This window comes from Amycolatopsis sp. VS8301801F10, assembly GCF_046195355.1.
Lineage (GTDB): Bacteria > Actinomycetota > Actinomycetes > Mycobacteriales > Pseudonocardiaceae > Amycolatopsis.
Genome location: NZ_CP176065.1, coordinates 6,591,369 through 6,614,795 on the forward strand (window position 1 = coordinate 6,591,369; position 23,427 = coordinate 6,614,795).

2 protein-coding genes are annotated in these 23,427 nt (G+C 72.9%); both read right to left on the reverse strand.

What is annotated here, in order from left to right; all coding sequences use genetic code 11:
• Positions 1-42: 42 nt before the first annotated feature.
• The gene (locus F9C11_RS30520; RefSeq protein WP_409180803.1) at positions 43-9,402 is read right to left on the reverse strand and encodes a type I polyketide synthase; all 9,360 of its coding nucleotides are present in this window, start codon (positions 9,400-9,402) and stop codon (positions 43-45) included.
• Positions 9,403-9,440: 38 nt separating this feature from the next.
• A complete protein-coding gene (locus tag F9C11_RS30525; protein WP_409180804.1) occupies positions 9,441-23,402 on the reverse strand; it encodes a type I polyketide synthase in 13,962 nt (4,653 codons plus the stop codon).
• Positions 23,403-23,427 lie beyond the last annotated feature (25 nt).

Here is a 23,427-nt window from a genome sequence, read left to right on the forward strand (position 1 = left end):
CCAGTCGTCAATACACCAGCGCGGACGCGCGAAAGCGCGGGATCACCGGCCGAGTTCGGTGTGGATGAAGTCGAAGATTTCCTCGTCGGAGGCGGATTCGAGCTTCTCCGCGGCGTTCGCCTGCCCGTCGCGGGCTCCCGCGTCGGTCCAGCGGGAAAGCAGGCTCTGGAGACGCTCGGCGACCAGGTCGCGGGTCTTCTCGTCCGGCGCCGCGTCGGTCAGCAGCGAGCCGAGCCGGTCGACCTCCTCCACCAGCGAGACGGGCCGGGCCTCGTCCTGGAACTGCTCGGACCACAGGTGGCCGGCCACCGCGGCCGGGGTCGGGCAGTCGAACAGCAGGGTCGCGGGCAGCCGCAGCCCGGTCGCCTCGCCGAGCCGGTTGCGCAGCTCCACCGAGGTCAGCGAGTCGAAACCGAGGTCGCTGAACGCCCGGCCGGCCTCCACGTCGTCGGGCGAGGCGTAGGAGAGCACGGCCGCCGCCTCCGCCTGGACCAGCGAGACCAGCGCCCGCACCTGTTCGGGACGGGACAGTCCGGCCAGCCGTTCGGCGAGGTCCGTCGCGCCGTCCCCGGCCGGGGCGGGGCCGGACTCGTCCAGCGCCTGCCGCACTTCCGGCAGGTTTTCGACCAGCGGGCTGCGCCTGCGCAGCGTGAACGTCGGGGCGAAGGTCGCCCAGTCCACGTCGACCACCGTCGTCTGGGCCGCGCCCTCGTCGACGAGCTGCGCGAGGACCTGGACCGCCTGTCCCGGTTCCAGGACGGAGAAGCCGCCGCGCGCCAGCTGCCCGATGCCCTCCTCGCTGGTCATGCCGCCGCCGCCCCACGGGCCCCACGCCACCGAGGTAGCGGGTTCGCCGCGGGCCGCGCGGTTTTCCGCGAGCGCGTCCAGGTAGGCGTTGGCCGCCGCGTACACCGACTGCATGGCGCTGCCCCAGGTCGCCGAGATCGAGGAGAAGAGCACGAACGCGTCGAGGTCGGCGTCGCGGGTCAGCTCGTCCAGATGCCGCGCGCCCTCGGCCTTCGCCGCCAGCACCGAGGCCGCCTCGGCCGGGTCCGTGTCGGCGATGGCGCCGAACTGCCCGATGCCCGCGGCGTGCACCACGCTGGACAGCGCGGGCCCGGTCGCGGCGATCCGGTCCAGCAGCCCGGCCAGGTCGGGCCGGTTGCCCGCGTCGCAGGCCACCACTTCCACGTCGGCTCCCTGCGCGGCGAGCCCGGCGACCAGCGCGACGACGCCCTCGCTCGGCCCGGTGCGGCTGGCCAGCACCAGCCGCTCGGCGCCGCGGGCGGCCAGCAGGCCCGCCACCCGGCCGCCGATCGCGCCGGTGCCGCCGGTGATCAGCGCGGTGCCCAGCGACATCCACGGCGCCGCCGCGTCCCCCGTGCGCGGCGCGCGTTCGAGCCGGCGGCCGTGGATCCCCGCGGTGCGGATCGCGACCTGGTCTTCCCCGGCGCCGGCCAGCACCGCGGCCAGCAGGCCCGCCGTGCGGTCGTCGAGGGCGGCGGGCAGGTCGAGCAGACCGCCCCACCGGCCGGGGTGTTCCAGCGCGGCGACCCGGCCGAAGCCCCAGACCTGCGCCTGCACCGGGTTCGTCAGCGGCGTGCCCGGCGCGGTGGCGACCGCGCCCGAGGTGGCTGTCCACAGCGGCGTGTCCGGATGCGCGTCGCCCAGTGCCCGCACCAGGTCGAGGGTCGCGGCCAATCCCTTGTTCAGCGCGGGATTGCCCGGCGTCGGGGTCTCGTCGAGTGCCAGCAGCGAGAGGATTCCGCTGAGTTCGCCGCCGGGGATCGGGTCTTCGGGCGAGAGCAGCAGCACCTCGGCGCCGCGAGCCCGCAGAGCGGCTTCGCAGTCGCTGGCGAGCCGCTGACCGCTCGGCGCGACGATCGCCCAGGTCCCGTCGAGAGCGACGGGGCCGGGGTCGGCGATCGGAGCCCAGACGGTGCGGTAGCGCCAGTCGCCTGTCGCGGCCCGGCCCAGTTCGCGGCGCCGCCACGAGGCCAGCGCCTCCAGCACCTCGCCGACCGGGCGCTGGTCGTCCAGTTCCAGCACCTCGGTCAGGTGCGCGAGGTCGCCGCCCTCGACCGCGGCCCAGAACCGGGCCTCGGCCACCGTTTCCGCGGCCTCGCCGCCCGGCGCGGGCTCCAGCCAGTAGTGCTGGTGCTGGAACGCGTAGGTGGGCAGCTCCACCGGCGTCCCGACCGGCAGGATCTCGGCCCAGTCCACCGGCAGCCCGTGCACGAAGCCCTCCGCGAACGCCGTCAGCAACCGCTCCGCACCCGCGTGGTCCCGCTCGACCGTCCCGACCGCGACAACCCCGGAAACCACGGCATCCTCAGCAGTTTCGGTGATCGACGCGGTCAACACCGGATGCGGCGAAACCTCCACAAAGGAATCGAAACCATCCGCCAGCAACGCCCGAGTCGCACTCTCGAACTGCACCGTCTGCCGCAAATTCCGATACCAATAACCCGCATCCAGCTCCTCGCCCGACACCCAACCGCCCGTGACAGTCGACATCATCGGCACCCGACCAGCCCGCGGCACAATCCCGCCGAGTTCGTCAGCCAGCACCGCCTCCAACGGCTCCACCGCCGACGAATGCGCGACAAAATCCGTCTCCGGAACCCGCCACCGCAACACCTTCCGCGACGCCAGCTCCCGCTCGAACTCCGCCAACGCCTCCGGATTGCCCGACACCACCGTCGCCGCAGGGCCGTTCACCGCCGCCACCGACAGCCGATCACCCCACCGCTCCACCAACTCGGCCACCGAACCGACCGGCGCGACCACCGACACCATCGAACCCTCAACCGACAACCCCGACAGCCCCCGGGACCGGGCCACCACGACCCGCGCCGCGTCCTCCACCGACAACATCCCCGCCACCGTCGCCGCAGCGACCTCACCCTGCGAATGCCCCACCACAGCCTCGGGTTCGACACCCGCGGCCTCCCACACCGCAGCCAACGACACCATCACCGCCCACAGGACCGGCTGCACGATCTCCGCCGACGCGAGTTTCACCGCGTCCAGCAACACTTCCCGCGGAGACCAGTCCACACAGGACCCCAACGCACGCGCACACTCCGCGAACCGCCCCGCAAACACCGGACTCTCCTCCAGCAACGCACGACCCATACCAGCCCACTGCGCACCCTGCCCACCGAACACAAACACCGGACGCACACCAGACCGCGCCACACCCTGCACCGGCACACCCGACCGCAGCGACGCCAAGTCGCCGCCGACCGTCACCGACCGGTGCTCAAACACCGACCGCGTCGCCGCCAGAGACCAACCCACGTCGACCGGGTCCAGCTCCGCGCGAGCGTCGATCCACGCCGCGAGCCGATTCCCTTGTGCTGCCAGGCCGTTCGCCGACCGCCCCGACACCGGCCACGCGGTCAGTCCGCCCGTGACGACGGGAACCCGCTCGTCGACGAGTTCCGCCGCGACCGGCTCCGGCGCCTCCTCGAGAATGAGGTGCGCGTTGGTCCCGCTCATCCCGAACGAGGACACCCCCGCCCGGCGCGGCCGGTCCTCCGCGGCCCACGGCTTGGTTTCGGTCAGCAGCCGCACCTCGCCGGACGCCCAGTCCACGTGCGGCGAACGCTCGTCGGCGTGGAGAGTGCGCGGCAGCTCCCGGTTCCGCAACGCCTGCACCATTTTGATCACGCCCGCCACGCCGGCCGCGGCCTGCGAGTGCCCGATGTTCGACTTCACCGAACCCAGCCACAACGGACGACCCTCCGGCCGACCCTGACCATAAGTCGCCAGCAACGCCTGCGCCTCAATAGGATCACCCAGCGGCGTACCCGTCCCGTGCGCCTCCACCACATCAACGTCCTCAGTGGACAAACGCGCACTCGCCAACGCCGCCCGAATCACCCGCTGCTGCGAAGGACCATTCGGCGCCGTCAACCCATTCGACGCACCATCCTGATTCACCGCCGAACCCCGCACCACCGCCAAAATCCGGTGCCCGTTGCGTTCGGCGTCGGAAAGCCGTTCCACCACCAGCATGCCCGCGCCCTCGCTGAGGCCCATGCCGTCCGCGCCGGAGCCGAACGGCTTGCACCGCCCATCCGGCGCGAGCCCCATCTGCCGGCTGAACTGGTTGAACAGCAACGGGCTCGCCGCCACCATCACCCCGCCGGCCAGCGCCAGGGAGCATTCCCCGGAGCGCACCGCCTGGCAGGCCAGGTGCAACGCCACCAGCGACGACGAGCACGCCGTGTCCACGGTGACCGCGGGGCCTTCCAGTCCCATCACGTAGGAGACCCGGCCGGACACCACGCTGGTGGAGATGCCGGTGACCAGGTGCCCGTCCAGTTCGCCCCGCAGCCCGGAGCTCCAGCCGTAGCCGGAGGCGGACGCGCCGGCGAACACACCGGTCGCGGAACCCCGCAGCGACGCCGGGTCGATCCCGGCGCGCTCCAGCGATTCCCACGCCACCTCCAGCAGCAACCGCTGCTGCGGGTCCATCGAGACCGCCTCGCGCGGGCTGATCCCGAAGAACCCGGCGTCGAAACCGGTGGCGTCGTACACGAATCCGCCGGACCGGACCGGTTTCCCGGAGTAGCCGTCGCCGCCGGCCGGCATGTCCTCGACCGCCCAGTTGCGGTCGCCGGGCAGCACCGAAATGGCGTCGGTCCCGGCGGACACCAGATTCCACAGGTCCTCGGGGCTGGTGACGCCGCCCGGGTACCGGCAGCTCATCCCGACGATCGCCAGCGGTTCGTCGGTGACCGCCGCCGCGACCGGCGCCGGGGCGGCGGTCCCCTCCGCGCCGGACACCTTCGCCAGCAGGAACGCGGCGGCGGCGTTCGGGGTGGGCGCGTCGAACAGCAGCGTCGCCGGAAGAGCGAGACCGGTGGCGGCGCTGAGCCGGTTGCGCAGTTCCACCGAGGTCAGCGAGTCGAAACCGAGGTCGCTGAACGCCCGGCCGGCCTCCACGTCGTCGGGCGAGGCGTAGCCGAGCACGTCGGCGGCCTGCGCCTGGACGAGCCCGGCCAACAGCCGGGTCCGCTCGGACTTCGACAGCCCGGCGAGTTCCTGCCGCAGCGTCGCGTCGTCCTCGGCGTCGGCGCCCTCCGGTCCGGCGAGTGCCTCGCGGACCTCCGGGAGGCACTCGATCAGCGGGCTCGGGCGGCGCAGCGTGAAGGGCGGAGCGAACCGCGCCCAGTCGATGTCGGCGACGGTCAGCCGGTTCTCGTCGCCGTCGAGGATCTGGCCGAGCGCTTCGATGGCGCGGTGCTGGTCCATCACCAGCAGACCGCGCCGGATGCCTTGCGCGGCGCCGTCGGCGTCGGTCATGCCGCCGCCGCCCCACGAACCCCACGCCACGGAGGTGGCGGGCAGGCCCGCGGCCCGGCGCTGTTCGGCGAGGGAGTCCAGGAAGGTGTTCGCGGCGCCGTATGCGGGTTGCAGGCCGCTGCCCCAGGTCGCGGAGATCGAGGAGAACAGCACGAACGCGTCCAGGTCGGAATCCCGGGTCAGCGCGTCGAGATGCACCGCGCCCGCGACCTTCGCCTCGAGCACGGCGGCGGTCTCGGCGAGATCGGTTTCCGCGACCGTGGCGGCCTGCCCGATGCCCGCGGTGTGCAGCACCGAGGAGACCGCGGGTCCGGTCCGCGCGGTCCAGTCCAGCAGCCCGGCCAGTTCCGCCCGGACGCCCGCGTCGCAGGCGACTACGTCCGCCCGGGTTCCCGCCGCGGCCAGCTCCGCGGCCAAGGCGGGCACGTGCCCGGCGGCCGGTCCGGAACGGCTGGTCAGCACGACGCGTTCGGCACCGCGCCGGGTCAGCCAGCGGGCGGTGTGCCCGCCGATCGCGCCGGTGCCGCCGGTGACCAGCGCCGTCCCGCGCGGGGTCCACGTCCGGTCCGTCGCCTTCGGCCGGTCCGCCCTGGCCAGCCGCCGCCCGAGAAGGCCGCCGGCGCGAATCGCGACCTGGTCCTCGCCGCAGCCGGCAAGCACCGCGGCGAGCCGGTCGCCCGCCGCGTCGTCGAGTTCCGCGGGCAGGTCGAGCAGACCGCCCCAGGCTTCGGGGTGCTCCAGGCCGACCACGCGGCCGAGCCCCCACGCCTGCACCTGCACCGGATTCGGCACGGTGTCGTCGGCCGCGGCGGCGAGCGCGCCCTGTGTGGCCACCCACAGCTGTGCCTCGACTTCCAGGTCCACCAGCACCTGCGCCACGGAAAGCGTCCGGGCCAGTCCTCGGGTCAGGACCGGGTGTTCGGGCATCGACGTCTCGTCGGTCGCGAGCAGCGACAGCACCCCGGCGGGCTGCGTCTCCGGCAGCGCCTCGTCGAGGAACTCGGTGACTTCTTCGCGCGTGACGACCCCGTCGGGCAGCTCGGCGACCAGCACCTCCGCGCCGCGGGCCTCGAGCGCCCGCGCACAGCTCGCGGTGAGATCGCCGGCCGCGTCCGCGGTGAGCACCATCCAGACGCCGTCGAGGGAAACCGGGGCCGGATCGGCCACCGGGGTCCACATGGTGCGGTAGCGCCAGTTCTCGGTCTCGGCCCGGCCCAGTTCCCGGCGCCGCCACGTGGTCAGCGCCTCCAGCACCTGGCCGACCGGACGCTCGTCCTCCAGCTCCAGCACCTCGGTCAGGTGCGCGAGATCGCCGCCCTCGACCGCCGCCCAGAACCGCGTCTCCGCGACCGTTCCCGCGCCGTCGCCGCCCGAAGCGGCCTCCATCCAGTACCGCTGGTGCTGGAACGCGTAGGTGGGCAGCTCCACCGCCGTCCCGACCGGCAGGATCTCGGCCCAGTCCACCGGCAGGCCGTGCACGAAGCCCTCCGCGAACGCGGTCAGCAACCGCTCCGCACCCGCGTTGTCCCGCTCGACGGTCCCGACCGTCACCACACCCGCGACCCCGGCGTCTTCCGCGGTCTCGGTGACCGAGGCCGTCAGCACCGGATGCGGGGAAACCTCCACAAAGGAATCGAAACCGTCCGCCAGCAACGCGCGGGCCGCTTCCTCGAAACGCACCATCTGGCGCAGATTCCGGTACCAGTAACCCGCATCCAGCTCTTCGCCGGACACCCAGCCGCCCGTGACGGTCGACATCATCGGCACCCGACCGGCCTGCGGTTCGATCCCGCCGAGTTCGTCAGCCAGCACACCTTCCAGCGGTTCGACCGCCGACGAGTGCGCGACAAAATCCGTCTCCGGAACCCGCCACCGCAACACCTTCCGCGACGCCAGCTCCCGCTCGAACTCCGCCAACGCCTCCGGATTGCCCGACACCACCGTCGCCGCAGGGCCGTTCACCGCCGCCACCGACAGCCGATCACCCCACCGCTCCACCAACTCGGCCACCGAACCGACCGGCGCGACCACCGACACCATCGAACCCTCAACCGACAACCCCGACAGCCCCCGGGACCGGGCCACCACGACCCGGGCCGCGTCCTCCACCGACAACATCCCCGCCACCGTCGCGGCCGCGACCTCGCCCTGCGAGTGGCCGACCACCGCTTCCGGCGTCACCCCCGCGGCCTCCCACACCGCAGCCAACGACACCATCACCGCCCACAACAACGGCTGCACGACCTCCGCCGACGCGAATTCCGCCGCGTCCAGCAACACTTCCCGCGGCGACCAGTCCACACAGGACTCCAACGCACGCGCACACTCCGCGAACCGCGCCGCGAAAACAGGACTCTCCGCCAACGCGGCACGCCCCATGCCCACCCACTGCGCACCCTGTCCGCCGAACACGAACACCGGACGCACACCAGAACGCGCGACACCCTGCACCGGCACACCCGACCGCAGCGACGCCAGGTCCCCGCCGACCGTCACCGAACGATGCTCAAACGAAGACCGCGTCGCCGCCAGCGACCATCCGACATCCACCGGATCCAACTCAGGACGCGCCCCAACCCACGCCGCCAACCGATCCCGCTGCGCCGCCAACCCGTCCGCCGAACGCCCCGACACCGGCCACGCGGTCAACCCGCCCGGCTCCAGCACCGGTACCCGCTCGTCCGCGACCTCCAGCGCTTCCTCTTCCGGCGCGTCCGGCTCGGGCGCGGGCTCTTCGGCGGCAGGCGCCTCCTCGACGATGATGTGCACGTTGGTGCCGCTCATGCCGAACGCCGACACCCCGGCCCGGCGCACCCGCTCCCCCGCCGGCCACGGCACCGGCTCGGCCAGGAGCCGCACGTCCCCGGCCGACCAGTCCACATGCGTGGTCGGTTCTTCCACGTGCAAGGTGCGCGGCAGTTCCTGATTGCGCAGCGCCAGCACCGTTTTGATGATCCCGGCCATGCCCGCGGCCTGCTGGGTGTGCCCGATGTTCGACTTCACCGAACCCAGCCACAACGGACGACCCTCCGGCCGACCCTGACCATAAGTCGCCAGCAACGCCTGCGCCTCAATAGGATCACCCAACGGCGTACCCGTCCCGTGCGCCTCCACCACGTCAACGTCCTCAGTGGACAAACGCGCACTCGCCAACGCCGCCCGGATCACCCGCTGCTGCGAAGGACCATTCGGCGCCGTCAACCCATTCGAAGCACCATCCTGATTCACCGCCGAACCCCGCACCACCGCCAAAATCCGATGCCCGTTCCGCCGCGCGTCCGACAGCCGTTCGACCACCACGACACCCGCGCCCTCGGCGACGCCCATGCCGTCCGCGCCCGCGCCGAATGTCTTGCACCGGCCGTCCGGGGAAAGCCCGAGCGACGTGCTGAAGTCGGTGAACAGCACCGGAGTAGCCGCGACGAAGGCGCCGCCGACCAACGCCATCGTGCACTCCCGCGAGCGCAGCGCACGACAGGCCAGGTGCAGCGAAACCAGCGACGAGGAGCACGCCGTGTCCACCGTGATCGCCGGCCCTTCCAGGCCCAGCGTGTAGGAGATCCGGCCGGACAGAATGCTCGTGGCATTGCCGGTCATCACGTGTCCGTCGTGCTCGCCCTGCTTGCCCGAAAGCCAGCCGTAGCCCGAACCGGACGCGCCGGCGAACACGCCCGTCGCGGAACCCCGCAGCGACGCCGGGTCGATCCCGGCGCGCTCCAACGCCTCCCACGCCACCTCAAGCAGCAACCGCTGCTGCGGGTCCATCGAAAGCGCCTCGCGCGGACTGATTCCGAAGAACCCGGCGTCGAAACCGGTGGCGTCGTCGACGAAGTTGCCCTCGCGCACCTCCGCGGCGGTGACGTCCCAGCCGCGGTCCCGCGGCAGTTCGGCGACCGACTCGCGCCCGTCGGACAGCAGCTCCCACAGGTCCTCCGGCGTCGCCACGCCGCCGGGGAACCGGCAGCTCATGCCGACGATGGCGATCGGCTCCTCGCCGGAGGATTCCACCTCCTGCAGGCGCTGCCGCGTTTCGTGCAGGCTGGCGGTCACCCGCTTGAGGAAGTAGCGGAGCTTGTCTTCGTTCACTTACGTCACCCCGTCGAGGAAGTCGCGTCTTCGTCTGGTCAGTAGATGCCGAGTTCTTTGCCGATGAAGTCGAAGACTTCGTCGTCCGAAGACGATTCGAGCTTCTCCTCGACGCCGTCGCCGGCGTGGTCGTCCTTCGCTTCTTTCCATTTCGCCAGCACGACTTCGAGCCGGTTGGTGATCAGCGCGGACTCGTCCGCGGCGGCCAGCCCGTCGAGCAGGCCTTGCAGCTTGTCCAGTTCGGCGAGCACCGGGGCGACCGCGCTGGCCTCCGCGACCAGGCTCGTCCGCAGGTGCCCGGCGAGCGCGGCCGGAGTCGGGTAGTCGAACAACAGCGTGCTGGGCAACGACATCCCGGTGCTCGAACCCAGCCGGTCGCGCAGTTCCACCGCGGTGAGCGAGTCGGCGCCGAGGTCGCTGAAGGACCGGTCGGCCTCCACGACCTCCTTCTCGTGCCCGAGGACGGTCGCCGCCTCGGCGCGCACCAGGTCGACCAGCAGCCGCTGCTGTTCGGCCTGGGAAAGCCCGGACAGCTTCCCGGCCAGCTCGTTGCCCGCGGCCGGGCCCGGCTCGCCGTCCCGGTTCTCCAACGCCTCGACGACGTCGGGAAGGCTTTCGATGAGCCGGCTCGGGCGGCGCAGGGTGAACGGCGGCGCGAACCGGCCCCAGTCCACGTCGGCGACGACCGTCAGGCTCTCGCCGCTGTCGAGGACCTGCGCCAGCGCGTCGACCGCGTGGCCGGGATCGAGCATGCCGAGCCCGCGACGGCTCAGCAGCGCCGCGTCCTCGGCGTCGGTCATGCCGCCGCCGCCCCACGGGCCCCAAGCCACCGAGGTGGCGGCGAGTCCGCGGGCGAGCCGGTTCTCCGCCAGCGCGTCCAGGTAGCAGTTGGCGGCGGCGTAGCTGGCCTGCATGCCGCTGCCCCAGGTCGCCGCGATCGAGGAGAACAGCACGAACGCGTCCAGTTCCATCCCCGCGGTGAGCCGGTCGAGCGCGGCCGCGCCGTCGGCCTTGGCCGCCAGCACGGTCGCCAGTTCCGCCAGGGAAATCTCGTCCAGCGGCGTCGCTTGCGCCACGCCCGCGGCGTGCAGGACCGCCTTCAACGGCGGGCCGTCGTGCCCGATCCGGGCCAGCACTCCGGCCAGCTCGGACTCGACAGCGGCGTCGCAGGCGAACACCTCGACCGCGGTGCCCTCGCCGGCCAGTTCGGCGGCCAGCGCCGCGGCTCCCGCCGCGCCGGCGCCGGAGCGGCTGGTCACCACGAGCCGTTCGACGCCGCGCTCGCCGAGCCAGCGGGCCACGTGCCCGCCGATCGCGCCGGTGCCGCCGGTGATCAGCGCGGTGCCGGACGGCGCGAACCGCCCCGCCGCGCCCTGGGGCGCACCGGCCCGGCCGAGACGACGGCCGAAGATCCCGTTCTCGCGGATCGCGAGCTGGTCTTCGCCGTCCGAGCCGGCCAGCAGCGCGCACAGCCGCCGCGCGGCCGGGTCGTCGAACTCGGCAGGCACGTCGATCATGCCGCCGCCGTGGTCGGGGTGCTCCAGCACCGCGACCCTGGCCACGCCCCATGCCTGCGCCTGCACCGGATTCCCGGCCGGCTCGCCGGGAAGGGCGGACACCGCGCCCCGGGTGAGGGTCCACAAAGGAGCGGGCAGATGCAGCGCGATCATCGCCTGGATGAGCGTCTGGGTCCCGGCCACGCCATGGGCCAGGTTCGGGAAGCCGGGCACCGGAGTCTCGTCCAGCGCCAGCAGCGACACCAGCCCGGAGACCGCGCCGTCGCCGACGAGGTCTTCGATCCGCGCGGTCATGGCCGCCACGTCGGTGCTCTCCGCCGCTTCCAGCACGCTCACCTCGGCGCCGTGCTCGGCCAGCACGCGCGGAAGCTCATGCTCGGCCTGGTCCGGGGTGCGCACCACGATCCAGCGCCCGGACAGCGCGTGCGCGGCGGGCTCCGGGATCGGCGCCCAGCTCACGCGATAACGCCAGTCCGCGGTGGCCGTGCGGTCCTGTTCGCGTTTGCGCCACGAGACCAGCGCGGGCAGCACCTCGCCGAGCTGCGCGCTGTCCTCGAGAGACAAGGTGTCGGCGAGCCCGGTCAGATCGCCGCTTTCCACCGCGGCCCAGAACTCGGCGTCCGCCGCCGAACCCGGCGCGACGCCCGGTCGCGTCTGCACGCCCTGCGGCCAGTAACGCTTGTGCTGGAAGGCATACGTCGGCAGCTGCACGCGGTTTCCCTGGGGAATCAGGGTGCGCCAGTCGACACTCACCCCCTGCACGAAGGCCCTCGCCAGCCCGGCGATCAGACCGGTGCCGTCCTTGCGCTGCAACGGCACGAACACCGCACCGGCCGGACCCAGCGCCGAGAGCGAACCATCCGGGCCGACCTCCAAGAACACCGACACCCCTTGCGCGACAAGAGCATCCACCGCCGCCCCATACCGCACCGGGCGACGCGTCTGCGCAGGCCAATAACCAGCCTCGCAATCCGAGACCAGCTCACCGGTGAGCGCACCCGCCCACAACAGCTCCGGACGCTCATAGGTGAGCCCGTCAGCCACCTCGCGCAGTTCCGCCAGCACCGGATCCATCGCCGCGGAATGGAACGCATGACTCACCCGCAACCGCCGAACCCGGCGCCCGCGCTCCTTCCACAACGCCACAAGCCGGTCAACCGCCTCGGCCTCGCCGGAAACCACCACCGACTCCGGCCCATTGACCGCCGCGATCGACACACCGTCAACCAGCGACTCCAGCACCTCGGCCTCCGGAGCATTGACCGCCGCCATCGCACCGCCCACCGGCAACGCCTGCATCAACCGAGCGCGAGCAGCGACCAGACGACACGCATCAGGCAGAGAAAGCACACCAGCCGCATGTGCCGCAGCCACCTCACCGACGGAATGCCCGACCACCGCATCCGCACCGACCCCGGCCGCCCGCAACACCTCGAACAACGCCACCTCGAAGGCGAACAACCCGGTCTGCGCGTACAAGGTCTGGTCACTGCCCGGCGTCTCCGGATCCAGGACCACGTCCCGGACCGAAACACCCAATTCCAGCTCCAACAGACCCGAAACCCGGTCAAACACCTCCGCAAACACCGGGTTCGCTTCATACAAACCGCGGCCCATGCCCGCCCACTGCGAACCCTGACCCGCGAACACCAAACCCACCCGAACACCCGGATCCGCGACGCCCGACACCACCGACCCGACGGACTCCCCCGCGACCAGACTGTCCAGCCCGCTCAGGAGATCGTCGCCGAACACGACGGCCCGATGGTCGAACACCGACCGCGTGGTGGCCAGCGACCACCCGACGTCCACCGGATCCAACCCACGCCCAACGACCCACTCGCGAAGCCGACCCGCCTGCGCGAGCAACCCGTCCGCGCTGCGACCCGACACCACCCACACCGTCGGCTCTTCCGTCGCCGCGGCCTCGGCAGGATCTTCCTCGGGAGCTTCCTCGACGATGACGTGCGCGTTGGTCCCGCTGATCCCGAACGCCGACACGCCCGCCCGGCGAACCCGTCCGCCGGATTCCCAGGCCACGTTCTCCGTCAGCAGCTCGACCTGACCCGCCGCCCAGTCCACATGCGACGAAGGCGTCTCGACATGCAGCGTCCGCGGAAGCTCCTTGTTCCGCAACGCCAACACCATCTTGATCACGCCAGCCACCCCAGCCGCCGCCTGCGTGTGCCCGATGTTCGACTTCACCGAACCCAGCCACAGCGGGTCCCGCCCGGCCCGTTCCTGTCCGTAGGTCGCCAGCAACGCCTGCGCCTCGATCGGATCGCCCAGCGTCGTTCCCGTGCCGTGCGCCTCCACCACGTCCACCTCGGACGCCGACAACCCGGCATTCGCCAGCGCCGCGCGAATAACGCGCTGCTGCGAAGGACCATTCGGGGCCGTCAACCCATTCGACGCACCGTCCTGGTTGATCGCCGAACCCGCCACCACAGCCAGCACCGGGTGCCCGTTGCGCCGAGCGTCGGAAAGGCGTTCCAGCACGAGCATGCCCGCGCCTTCACCCATGCCCATGCCGTCGGCCGCTTCGGAGAACGCCTTGGACCGGCCATCCGCCGCGATGCCGCGCTGGCGGGCGAAGCCGACCATTTCCCACGGCGTGGCCATCACCGACACGCCGCCGACCAGCGCCAGCGAACATTCGCCGGTGCGCAGCGCCTGCCTCGCGGTGTGCAGGGCCACGAGCGACGACGAGCACGCGGTGTCCACGGTGAGCGCCGGGCCTTCGAGACCGAGCGTGTAGGAGATCCGGCCGGAGATGATGCTGGTCGCGTTGCCGCTGATCAGGTGGCCTTCGACCGCCTCGGCGCCGTTCTGCGCGGCCAGCTGCATGCTGACCATCGCGTAATTCGAGGAGTAGCCGCCGATGAACACGCCGGTGCGCGAACCGCGCAGCGCGACCGGGTCCAGTCCGGCGGATTCCAGCGCCTCCCAGGACAGTTCGAGCAGCAGCCGCTGCTGCGGGTCCATCGCCAGCGCCTCGCGCGGGCTGATCCCGAAGAAGCCCGGGTCGAACGCGGTGGCCTGGTGGAGGAAGCCGCCCTGGCGCGCGTAGGTGGTGCCGGGGTTCGCCGGGTCCGGGTCGAACAGCGCGTCCGCGTCCCAGCCGCGGTCGGCCGGGAACCCGGAGATCCCGTCGCCCCCGGCGGACAGCAGATCCCACAGCTCATCCGGGCTGTTGACGTCTCCGGGGAAGCGGCAGCTCATCGCCACCAGCGCGATCGGATCGTCGTCGGCGGCCGCCGCCGAAAGCGGTTCGGCCGGGCTCGCGGGCCGGGCGCCGAGCAGCGTGGTGCGCAGATGCTCGGCCAGCACCGCCGGGGTCGGGTAGTCGAACATCAGCGTCGCGGGCAGCGGCACGCCCGCCGCGGCCGAAATCCGGTTCCGCAGTTCGACCGAGGTCAGCGAGTCGAAGCCCAGTTCGCTGAACGCGCGGGTCGGCTCCACGTCCTGCGGCCCCGCGTAGCCGAGCACGGCGGCCGCCTCGGCGCGGATCAGGTCCGTCAGCAGCCGGTCCTGTTCGGCGCGGGAGCGGCCCGCGAGGTCCTGGGCCAGTTCGCCCGCGTCGCGCTGGGCGCCGCCGTCGGCCTCGAGCCCGGCCTTCAGCCGCTGCGCGTCCGGCAGGTCGCGCACGAACGGCAGGTCCAGGATGGCGGCCTGTCCGGGCGCGGCGGCGAGCGCGGGCCAGTCCAGGTCCATCACGGTCAGCACGGTGTCCGGTCCGGCCATCGCCCCGGCCAGCGCCTTGACGCCCAGGTCCGGGTCGATCAGGACTTCCCAGTGGTTGCGGCGCAGCCGGGCGCGGGCGGCTTCGCTGGCCTGCGAAACACCGCCGCCGGACCAGGGTCCCCACGCCACCGACAGCGCGGGCAGGCCGCGCGAACGCCGGTTCTCCGCCAGGCCGTCCAGGTAGGCGTTCGCGGCCGCGTAGTTGGCCTGACCGGCTCCGCCGAAGGTCGCGGCGGCCGAGGAGAACAGCACGAACGCATCGAGCGGCAGCTCCGCGGTCAGCTCGTCGAGGTGCGCCGCGCCGCCGGCCTTGGCCGCCAGCGCACGGGCGAGCCGGTCGGTGGTCATCCGGTCGAGCACGCCGTCGTCCAGCACCCCGGCGGTGTGCATCACCGCGGTGAGCGCGGGTCCGTCGGCCCCGATCCGGTCGAGCACTCCGGACAGGTCGGCGCGCGACGCCGCGTCGCAGCCGGTGATCTCCACCGCGGTCCCGGCGTCGGCCAGCGTGGCGGCCAGCGCCGCCGCGCCTTCGGCCGAGGCACCGGAACGGCTGGTCAGCACCACCTTCTCCGCGCCGTGCTCGGCCAGCCAGCGAGCCACCCGGCCGCCGACCGCGCCGGTGCCGCCGGTGATCAGCGTGGTGCCGCGCGGCCGCCATTCCCGCTCGGCGGGCTGCGGCGCGCGCACGATGCGGCGGCCGAGAATGCCCGCGGGCCGCAGCGCCACCTCGTCTTCGCCGCATCCGGCGAGCACCGCGCACAGCCGGTTCGCGGTGCGCTCGTCGAGCACGGCGGGCAGGTCGATCATCCCGCCCCAGCGGTCCGGCTGCTCCAGCAGCAGCACCCGGCCGAGGCCGCGGGTCTGGGTCTGCACCGGCCGGGTCAGCACGTCCCCCGGCCCGGTGGCGACCGCGCCCGCGGTGACCAGCCACAGCGGCGCGGCGACCTCCGCGTCGGCCAGCGCTTGGATCAGCGTCGTGGTGCCCGCCAGCCCGCCCGGCACCACCGACGCTCCGGCGAGCGGGGTCTCGTCCAGCGCGAGCAGCGAGACCACTCCGGTCAGCGGCCCGGCGACCGCGGCCGCCAGTTCTTCCCGGGTGGCGGTGCCCGCGTCGACTTCGAGCTCGGCCACGTCCGCGCCGCGGGCGGCGAGCGCCCCGACGCACGCGCGCACCAGAGAGTCGTCGCCGTGCCCGGTCGGCACGACCGCAAGCCAGGTCCCCGTCAGCGGCGCGGGAGCCGGATCGGCGACCGGACGCCAGGTGACGCGGTAACGCCAGTTCCCGGTGACGTCCCGGTCCTGCTCCCGTCGCCGCCAAGCCGCGAGCGCGGGCAGCACCTCGTGGAAGGAACGCTGCGCGTCCGCCGCGAGAGCGCCGCCCAGCCGTCCCAAGTCTCCTTCCTCGACGGCAGCCCAGAACTGGGCGTCCGCGGCGGAGACAGCGCCGCCGCCGGACACCGGAGCGGGGCCGGACAGGCTGGACCCGGCCAGCCAGTACCGCTGGCGCTGGAACGCATACGTCGGCAGGTCCACCCGCTGTCCGGCGGGCAGCACGGCGGGCCAGTCCACTGCGGTGCCGCCGACATGCATTTGGGCCAGCGAGACCAGCAGCCGAGCGACGCCGCTCTGCTCCCGCTCCACCGTGCCGGTGATGACCGGAGCGCCCGGGACTGCCAGGTCCTCGATCGTCTCGGCGATGCCGGTGGTCAGCACCGGCTGCGGGGACACCTCGACGAAGGCGCGATGCCCGGCCGCGGCCAGCTCCCGGACCGCTTCGTCGAAGCGGACGGTGCGGCGGACGTTGGCGAACCAGTACGCGGCGTCGAGTTCCTCGCCGTCCATCCACCGGCATTCGACCGTGGAGAACAGCGGGAACTCGCCCGCCCGCGGCCGGATGTCCGCCAGGCCTTCGAGCAGCTCGTCCTCCAGCCCGGCGATCCCGGCGGAGTGCGCCACGAAGTCGGAAACCGGGACGCGCCAACGCAGCACCCTGCGCGAAGCCAGTTCCCGTTCGAACTCGGCGAGCGCTTCGGTCTCGCCGGAGACCACCGTGGCGGCGGGCCCGTTGATCGCGGCGACCGCCAGCCGGTCCTCCCACCGCTCCAGCAGTTCCCGCACCGCCTCGGCGGGCATGACGACCGACAGCATGCCGCCCTCGGCGCCCAGCCCGGACAGCGCCTTGCCGCGGACCGCGACGACCTTGGCCGCGTCGTCCAGCGACAGGATCCCGGCGACGGTGGCCGCGGCGATCTCGCCCTGGGAATGCCCGAGCACGGCGCTCGGCGCGACCCCGGCCGCCGCCCACACCGCGGCGAGCGAAACCATCACCGCCCACAGCGCGGGCTGACCGACCTCGGCGCGGTCGAGATCTTCTTCGTTCCGCAGCAACTCGGTCAGCGACCAGTCCACGTGCGGTCGCAACGCCCGCTCGCATTCGGCCATCCGGGCCGCGAAAACCGGCGAGGACGCCAGGAGTTCCCGGCCCATGCCCGCCCACTGCGCGCCCTGCCCGGGGAACACGAAGACCGGCTCGCTCTCCTCGGCCGCCGCCGAAGCGCCGACCACGACGCCGGGAGCGGACTCGCCGGCGGCCACCGCGGCCAGCCCCGAAGCCAGTTCCGCGAAATCGGCGCCGGTGATCACGGCGCGGTATTCGAACAGCGTGCGGGTCGACGCCAGCGACCACGCGACGTCCGCCGGGTCGAGACCGGGGCGGGCGGCCAGGTGCTCGGCGAGCCGGGCGGCCTGGGCGCGCACGCTTTCCGCGGTGCGACCGGAAATCGTCCACGCGTGCGGGCCCGCGGCGCTCTCCGGGTCCGCGGGGCTCTCCGGGTCCGCGGCGCTCTCCGGGTCCGCGGGGCTCTCCGGGTCCGCGGCGGCCTCCGGTTCGGGGGCCTCTTCCAGGATGATGTGCGCGTTGGTGCCGCTGACGCCGAACGACGAGACCCCGCCCCGGCGCGGACGGCCCTCGGCCTCCCACTCCCGCTGCGCGGTGAGCAGTTCGACCGCGCCCGCGGACCAGTCCACGTGCGGGGTCGGCTCGTCGGCGTGCAGGGTCTTGGGCAGCTGCTTGTGCCCCAGCGCCAGCACCATCTTCAGCAGCCCGCCGATGCCCGCCGCGGCCTGCGGGTGCCCGATGTTCGACTTGACCGAGCCGAGCCATACCGGCCGGTCCCGCGGCCGGTCCTGGCCGTAGGTGGCGATGACCGCCTGCGCCTCGATCGGGTCGCCCAGCGACGTGCCGGACCCGTGCGCCTCGACCACGTCGACGTCCTGAGCGGACAGCCCGGCGTTCGCCAGCGCGGCGCGGATCACCCGCTGCTGCGAAGGACCGTTCGGCGCGGTCAGCCCGTTCGACGCGCCGTCCTGGTTGACCGCCGAGCCGCGGACCACCGCGAGCACCGGATGCCCGTGGCGGCGCGCCTCGGACAGCCGCTCCAGCACCACCATGCCCGCGCCCTCGGCGATGCCCATGCCGTCCGCCTCCGCGGAGAAGGACTTCGACCGGCCGTCCGGGGAGAGCCCGCGCTGCCGGCTGACCCAGACGAACAGGTCCGGAGTGGCCGACACGAACACGCCGCCGGCCAGCGCCAGCGAGCACTCGCCGAGCCGCAGCGCCTGGCTGGCCAGATCGACCGCGACCAGCGCCGAAGAGCAGGCGGTGTCCACCGTGACGGCGGGGCCTTCGAGCCCGAAGGTGTAGGACAACCGGCCCGACAGCACGCTCGTGGTGGTGCCGGTCAGCAGATGCCCTTCGATGCCTTCCTCCGCGCGGGCGCCGACGAGACCGTAGCCGGTGAAGCTGGCCCCCGCCCACACCCCGGTTTTGCTGCCCCGCAACGAGGACACCGGGACGCCGGCCCGTTCCAGCGCCTCCCAGGAGACTTCGAGCAGCATCCGCTGCTGCGGGTCCATCGCCAGCGCCTCGCGCGGGCTGATCCCGAAGAACCCGGCGTCGAATTCGGCCGCGTCGTAAACGAAACCGCCCTGCCGCGCGTACGAGGTGCCGGCGTGCTCCGGGTCGGGGTCGTAGAGCCGGTCCAGCTCCCAGCCGCGGTCCTGCGGGAACGCGCCGATCGCGTCGGTGCCCGACGCCAGCAGCTCCCACAGCTCCTCCGGCGACCGGACGCCGCCGGGGAAACGGCAGCTCATGCCGACGATGACCACCGGGTCGTCGTCGGGAGCCGCCGTCGCCCCCGTCGTCGCTGTCGCCACCGGAGCCGGTTCCGCGGCGCCCAGCAGTTCCGTGCCGAGGAAACCGGCCAGCGTGGTCGGGTTCGGGTAGTCGAAAAGCAGGGTCGCGGGCAGTTTCAGCCCGGTGGCGGCGCCAAGGCGGTTGCGCAGTTCGACCGCGGTCAGCGAGTCGAAGCCGAGTTCGCTGAACGCGCGGGAGGCCGGAACGGACGAGGGAGACGGGTAGTCGAGCACCGCCGCCGCTTCGGTCCGGACCAGGGAGACCAGCAGCCGTTCCTGCTCGGCCGCGGACAGTTCGGCGAGCTGCTGCTTCAGGGAGCCGCTCGCCTGCTGGTCGGCCGCGGTCTCGCCGGCGGTGAGGGCGGTGCGCACCTCCGGCAGGAGTTCCAGCAGCGGGCTGGGACGGCGCAGGGTGAACGGCGGGGCGAACTTCGCCCAGTCCACGTCCGCCACGGTGACCGCCGCTTCGCGCGCGTCCATGATCCGCGCCAGCATCCCGATCGCCCGGTCCGGGGCCAGCGGCGACAGGCCGCGGCGTTCGAGCTGCGCCTGGTCGGCGGCGGAGTTCATCGCGTCCGCGCCCCACGGCCCCCATGCCACCGAGGCGGCCGGGAGCCCGGCGGCGACGCGCGCCTCGGCCAGCGCGTCGAGCCGGGCGTTCGCCGCGGAGAACCCGGGCTGCCGCCCGCCGCCCCACACCGCGGCGACCGACGAGGTCAGCACGAACGCGTCCAGGTCGAGGTCCGCGGTCAGTTCGTGCAGCCAGGCCGCCGCGCCCGCCTTGACCGCCAGCACCGCGTCCAGTTCGGCCGGATCGGCGTCCTCGATCGGCCGGTCGTCGATGAGTTCTTCGGTGTGCAGCACCGAGGACAGCGTCGAACCGAGCCCGGCGACGACCGCGGCCACCTCCGGCCGCGCCCCGGTGTCGCAGGCCACGATGTCGACCGCGGTGCCCGCCGCCGCCAGCTCCGCGGCGAAAGCCGCCGTCTCGCCCGCGTCCGGACCGCGCCGCCCGGCCAGCACGACGCGCGACGCGCCCCGGTCGGCCAGCAGCCGGGCGACGTGCCCGCCGATCTTGTCCGCTTCCCCGGTGATCAGCGCGGTTTCCCTTGGCGTCCAAGGCGTTTCTTCTCCGCGCGGCGTGGCGGCACGCAGCAGCCTGCGCCCGAGGACCCCCGTCTCGCGAATCGCGACCTGGTCCTCGCCGCCGGGCACGAGAAGCGCCGTCAACCGCTTCGCGGCCCGGCCCGCCAGCGTCTCGGGCACGTCCACGAGCCCGCCCCAGCGGTCGGGATGTTCGAGCGCCGCGACCCGGCCGAGTCCCCAGAGACCGGCCTGTGCGGGATTCTTCGGAGCCTCGCCGGGAACCGCCGCGACCGCGCCGCTGGTGACAGTCCACAATGGAGCTTCGAGCCGCCGGTCGCCGAGCGCCTGAACCAGGGCGACGGTCTGCGTCAGGCCGTGCGTCTCGTCCAGCGAGAGCAGCGAAAGCACGCCCGACAACTCGTCGTCCGCCACCAGCGCGGCGATCTCGCCGCGATCCCCGGCGCCGTCCGGCAGCTCCAGGGTCCGCGTCTTCGCACCCGCGTCCGCCAGTGCGTCGCGGCATTCCCGTGCGAGCGGGTGCCCGGACTGTCCCGCCGCCGTCACGACGAGCCAGGTCCCAGCGAGCCGCACCGGCGCGGGCTCCGCGACGGGCACCCAGCTGACCCGGTACCGCCAGTCCTCGCCCGGCGTTTCCGCACCGCTGCGCCGAACGGCGGGAAGTTCGTTGTTCAGCCAGTAGTGCTGGTGCTGGAACGCGTAGGTGGGCAGCTCCACCGGCGTCCCGACCGGCAGGATCTCGGCCCAGTCCACCGGCAGGCCGTGCACGAAGCCCTCCGCGAACGCGGTCAGCAACCGCTCCGCACCCGCGTGGTCCCGCTCGACCGTCCCGACCGCGACAACCCCGGAAACCACGGCGTCCTCAGCAGTTTCGGTGATCGACGCGGTCAGCACCGGATGCGGGGAAACCTCCACAAAGGAATCGAAACCGTCCGCCAGCAACGCGCGGGCCGCTTCCTCGAAACGCACCGTCTGCCGCAAATTCCGGTACCAGTAACCCGCATCCAGCTCCTCGCCGGACACCCAGCCGCCCGTGACGGTCGACATCATCGGCACCCGACCGGCCTGCGGTTCGATCCCGCCGAGTTCGTCAGCCAGCACACCCTCCAACGGCTCCACCGCCGCCGAATGCGCGACAAAATCCGTCTCCGGAACCCGCCACCGCAGCATCTTCCGCGACGCCAGCTCCCGCTCGAACTCCGCCAACGCCTCCGGATTGCCCGACACCACCGTCGCCGCAGGGCCGTTCACCGCCGCCACCGACAGCCGATCACCCCACCGCTCCACCAACTCGGCCACCGAACCGACCGGCGCGACCACCGACACCATCGACCCCTCAACCGACAACCCCGACAAACCCCGGGACCGGGCCACCACGACCCGAGCCGCGTCCTCCACCGACAACATCCCCGCCACCGTCGCCGCAGCGACCTCACCCTGCGAATGCCCCACCACAGCCTCGGGTTCGACACCCGCGGCCTCCCACACCGCAGCCAACGACACCATCACCGCCCACAACAACGGCTGCACGACCTCCGCCGACGCGAGTTCCGCCGCGTCCAGCAATACCTCCCGCGGAGACCAGTCCACACAGGACTCCAACGCACGCGCGCACTCCGCGAACCGCGCCGCAAACACCGGGCTCTCATCCAGCAACGCGCGACCCATACCGGCCCACTGCGCACCCTGACCGCCGAACACAAACACCGGACGCACACCAGACCGCGCCACACCCTGCACCGGCACACCCGACCGCAGCGACGCCAGGTCGCCGCCGACCGTCACCGACCGGTGCTCGAACACCGACCGCGTCACCGCCAGAGACCAACCCACATCCACCGGGTCCAACTCAGGACGACCCTCAACCCACGCCGCCAACCGATCCCGCTGCGCCGCCAACCCGTCCGCCGAACGCCCCGACACCGGCCACGCCGTCGCCTCGCCCGCCACCACCGCGACGCGCTCGACCGCCACCGGCAGCTCGTTCTCCACCGCGTCCACATCGTCCGCAGCGTCCACATCGGACACCTCGGCGGACTCGGCGGTCTCGTGCCCAGCCGGAGCTTCCTCGAGAATGACGTGCGCGTTGGTCCCGCTCATCCCGAACGACGACACCCCCGCCCGCCGGACCCGCTCCCCCGGCTCCCACGGCACCGGTTCGGCCAGCAGCCGCACCTCGCCCGCCGACCAGTCCACGTGCGGGGTCGGCTCGCCCACGTGCAGCGTCCGCGGCAGCTGCCCGTTCCGCAGTGCCAGCACCATCTTGATCACCCCGGCCACCCCGGCCGCGGCCTGCGAGTGCCCGATGTTCGACTTCACCGAACCCAGCCACAACGGCCGTCCCTCCGGCCGCTCCCGGCCGTAGGTCGCCAGCAGCGCCTCCGCTTCGATCGGGTCGCCGAGCGTGGTCGCGGAGCCGTGCGCCTCCACCACGTCGACGTCGGAACCCGACAGCCGCGCGTTGGCCAGCGCGGCGCGGATCACCCGCTGCTGCGAAGGACCGTGCGGCGCGGTCAGCCCGTTCGACGCGCCGTCCTGGTTGATCGCGCTGCCCCGGATCACCGCGAGCACCGGATGCCCGTGGCGCCGCGCGTCGGAAAGCCGTTCCACCGCCAGCACGCCGGCGCCCTCGGCCCAGCCCGAACCCTCCGCGTCCGCGCTGAACGAACGGCAGCGCCCGTCGGTCGACATGCCCCGCTGGCGCGAGAAGCCGACGAACACGCCGGGCCCGGAGATGACCGTGACCCCGCCGACCAGCGCCAGCGAGCACTCGCCGGAGCGCAGCGCCTGCGCGGCCAGGTGCAGGGCCACCAGCGAGGAGGAGCACGCCGTGTCCAGCGTCACAGCCGGGCCTTCCAGCCCCATCGTGAACGCCACGCGTCCGGAAAGGACGCTCGTCGACACCCCGGTGACGAGGTGGCCTTCCGAACCGCCGGCCTCGGCCGCCGGGTTGGCGCCGTAGCCCTGGTTGTAGGCGCCGGCGAACACGCCGGTTGTGGTGCCGCGCAGGGAATCCGCCGGAATGCCCGCCCGCTCGACGGCCTCCCAGGCCACCTCCAGGAAGAGCCGCTGCTGCGGGTCCATCATCAGCGCTTCGCGCGGGCTGATCCCGAAGAACTCGGCGTCGAACCCGGCCGCGTCGTAGACGAAGCCGCCGTGCCGGGCGTAGGAGGTGCCCGGACGGTCCGGGTCGGCGTCGTAGAGGCTCTCCAGATCCCAGCCCCGGTCCTGCGGGAACTCGCCGATGGCGTCGGCGCCCTCGGCGAGCAGCTGCCACAGCGCGTCGGGGCTGTGCGCGCCGCCGGGGAACCGGCAGCCCATGCCCACGATCGCGATCGGCTCCTGTGCGCGCTGCTCGACGTCGGCGAGCTGACGACGGGCCTGCCGCAGGTTGGCCGTCACGAGTTTGAGGTAGTCGCGGAGCTTGTCTTCGTTCGCCATCTGGTCCCAACCTCGCCTGACTACC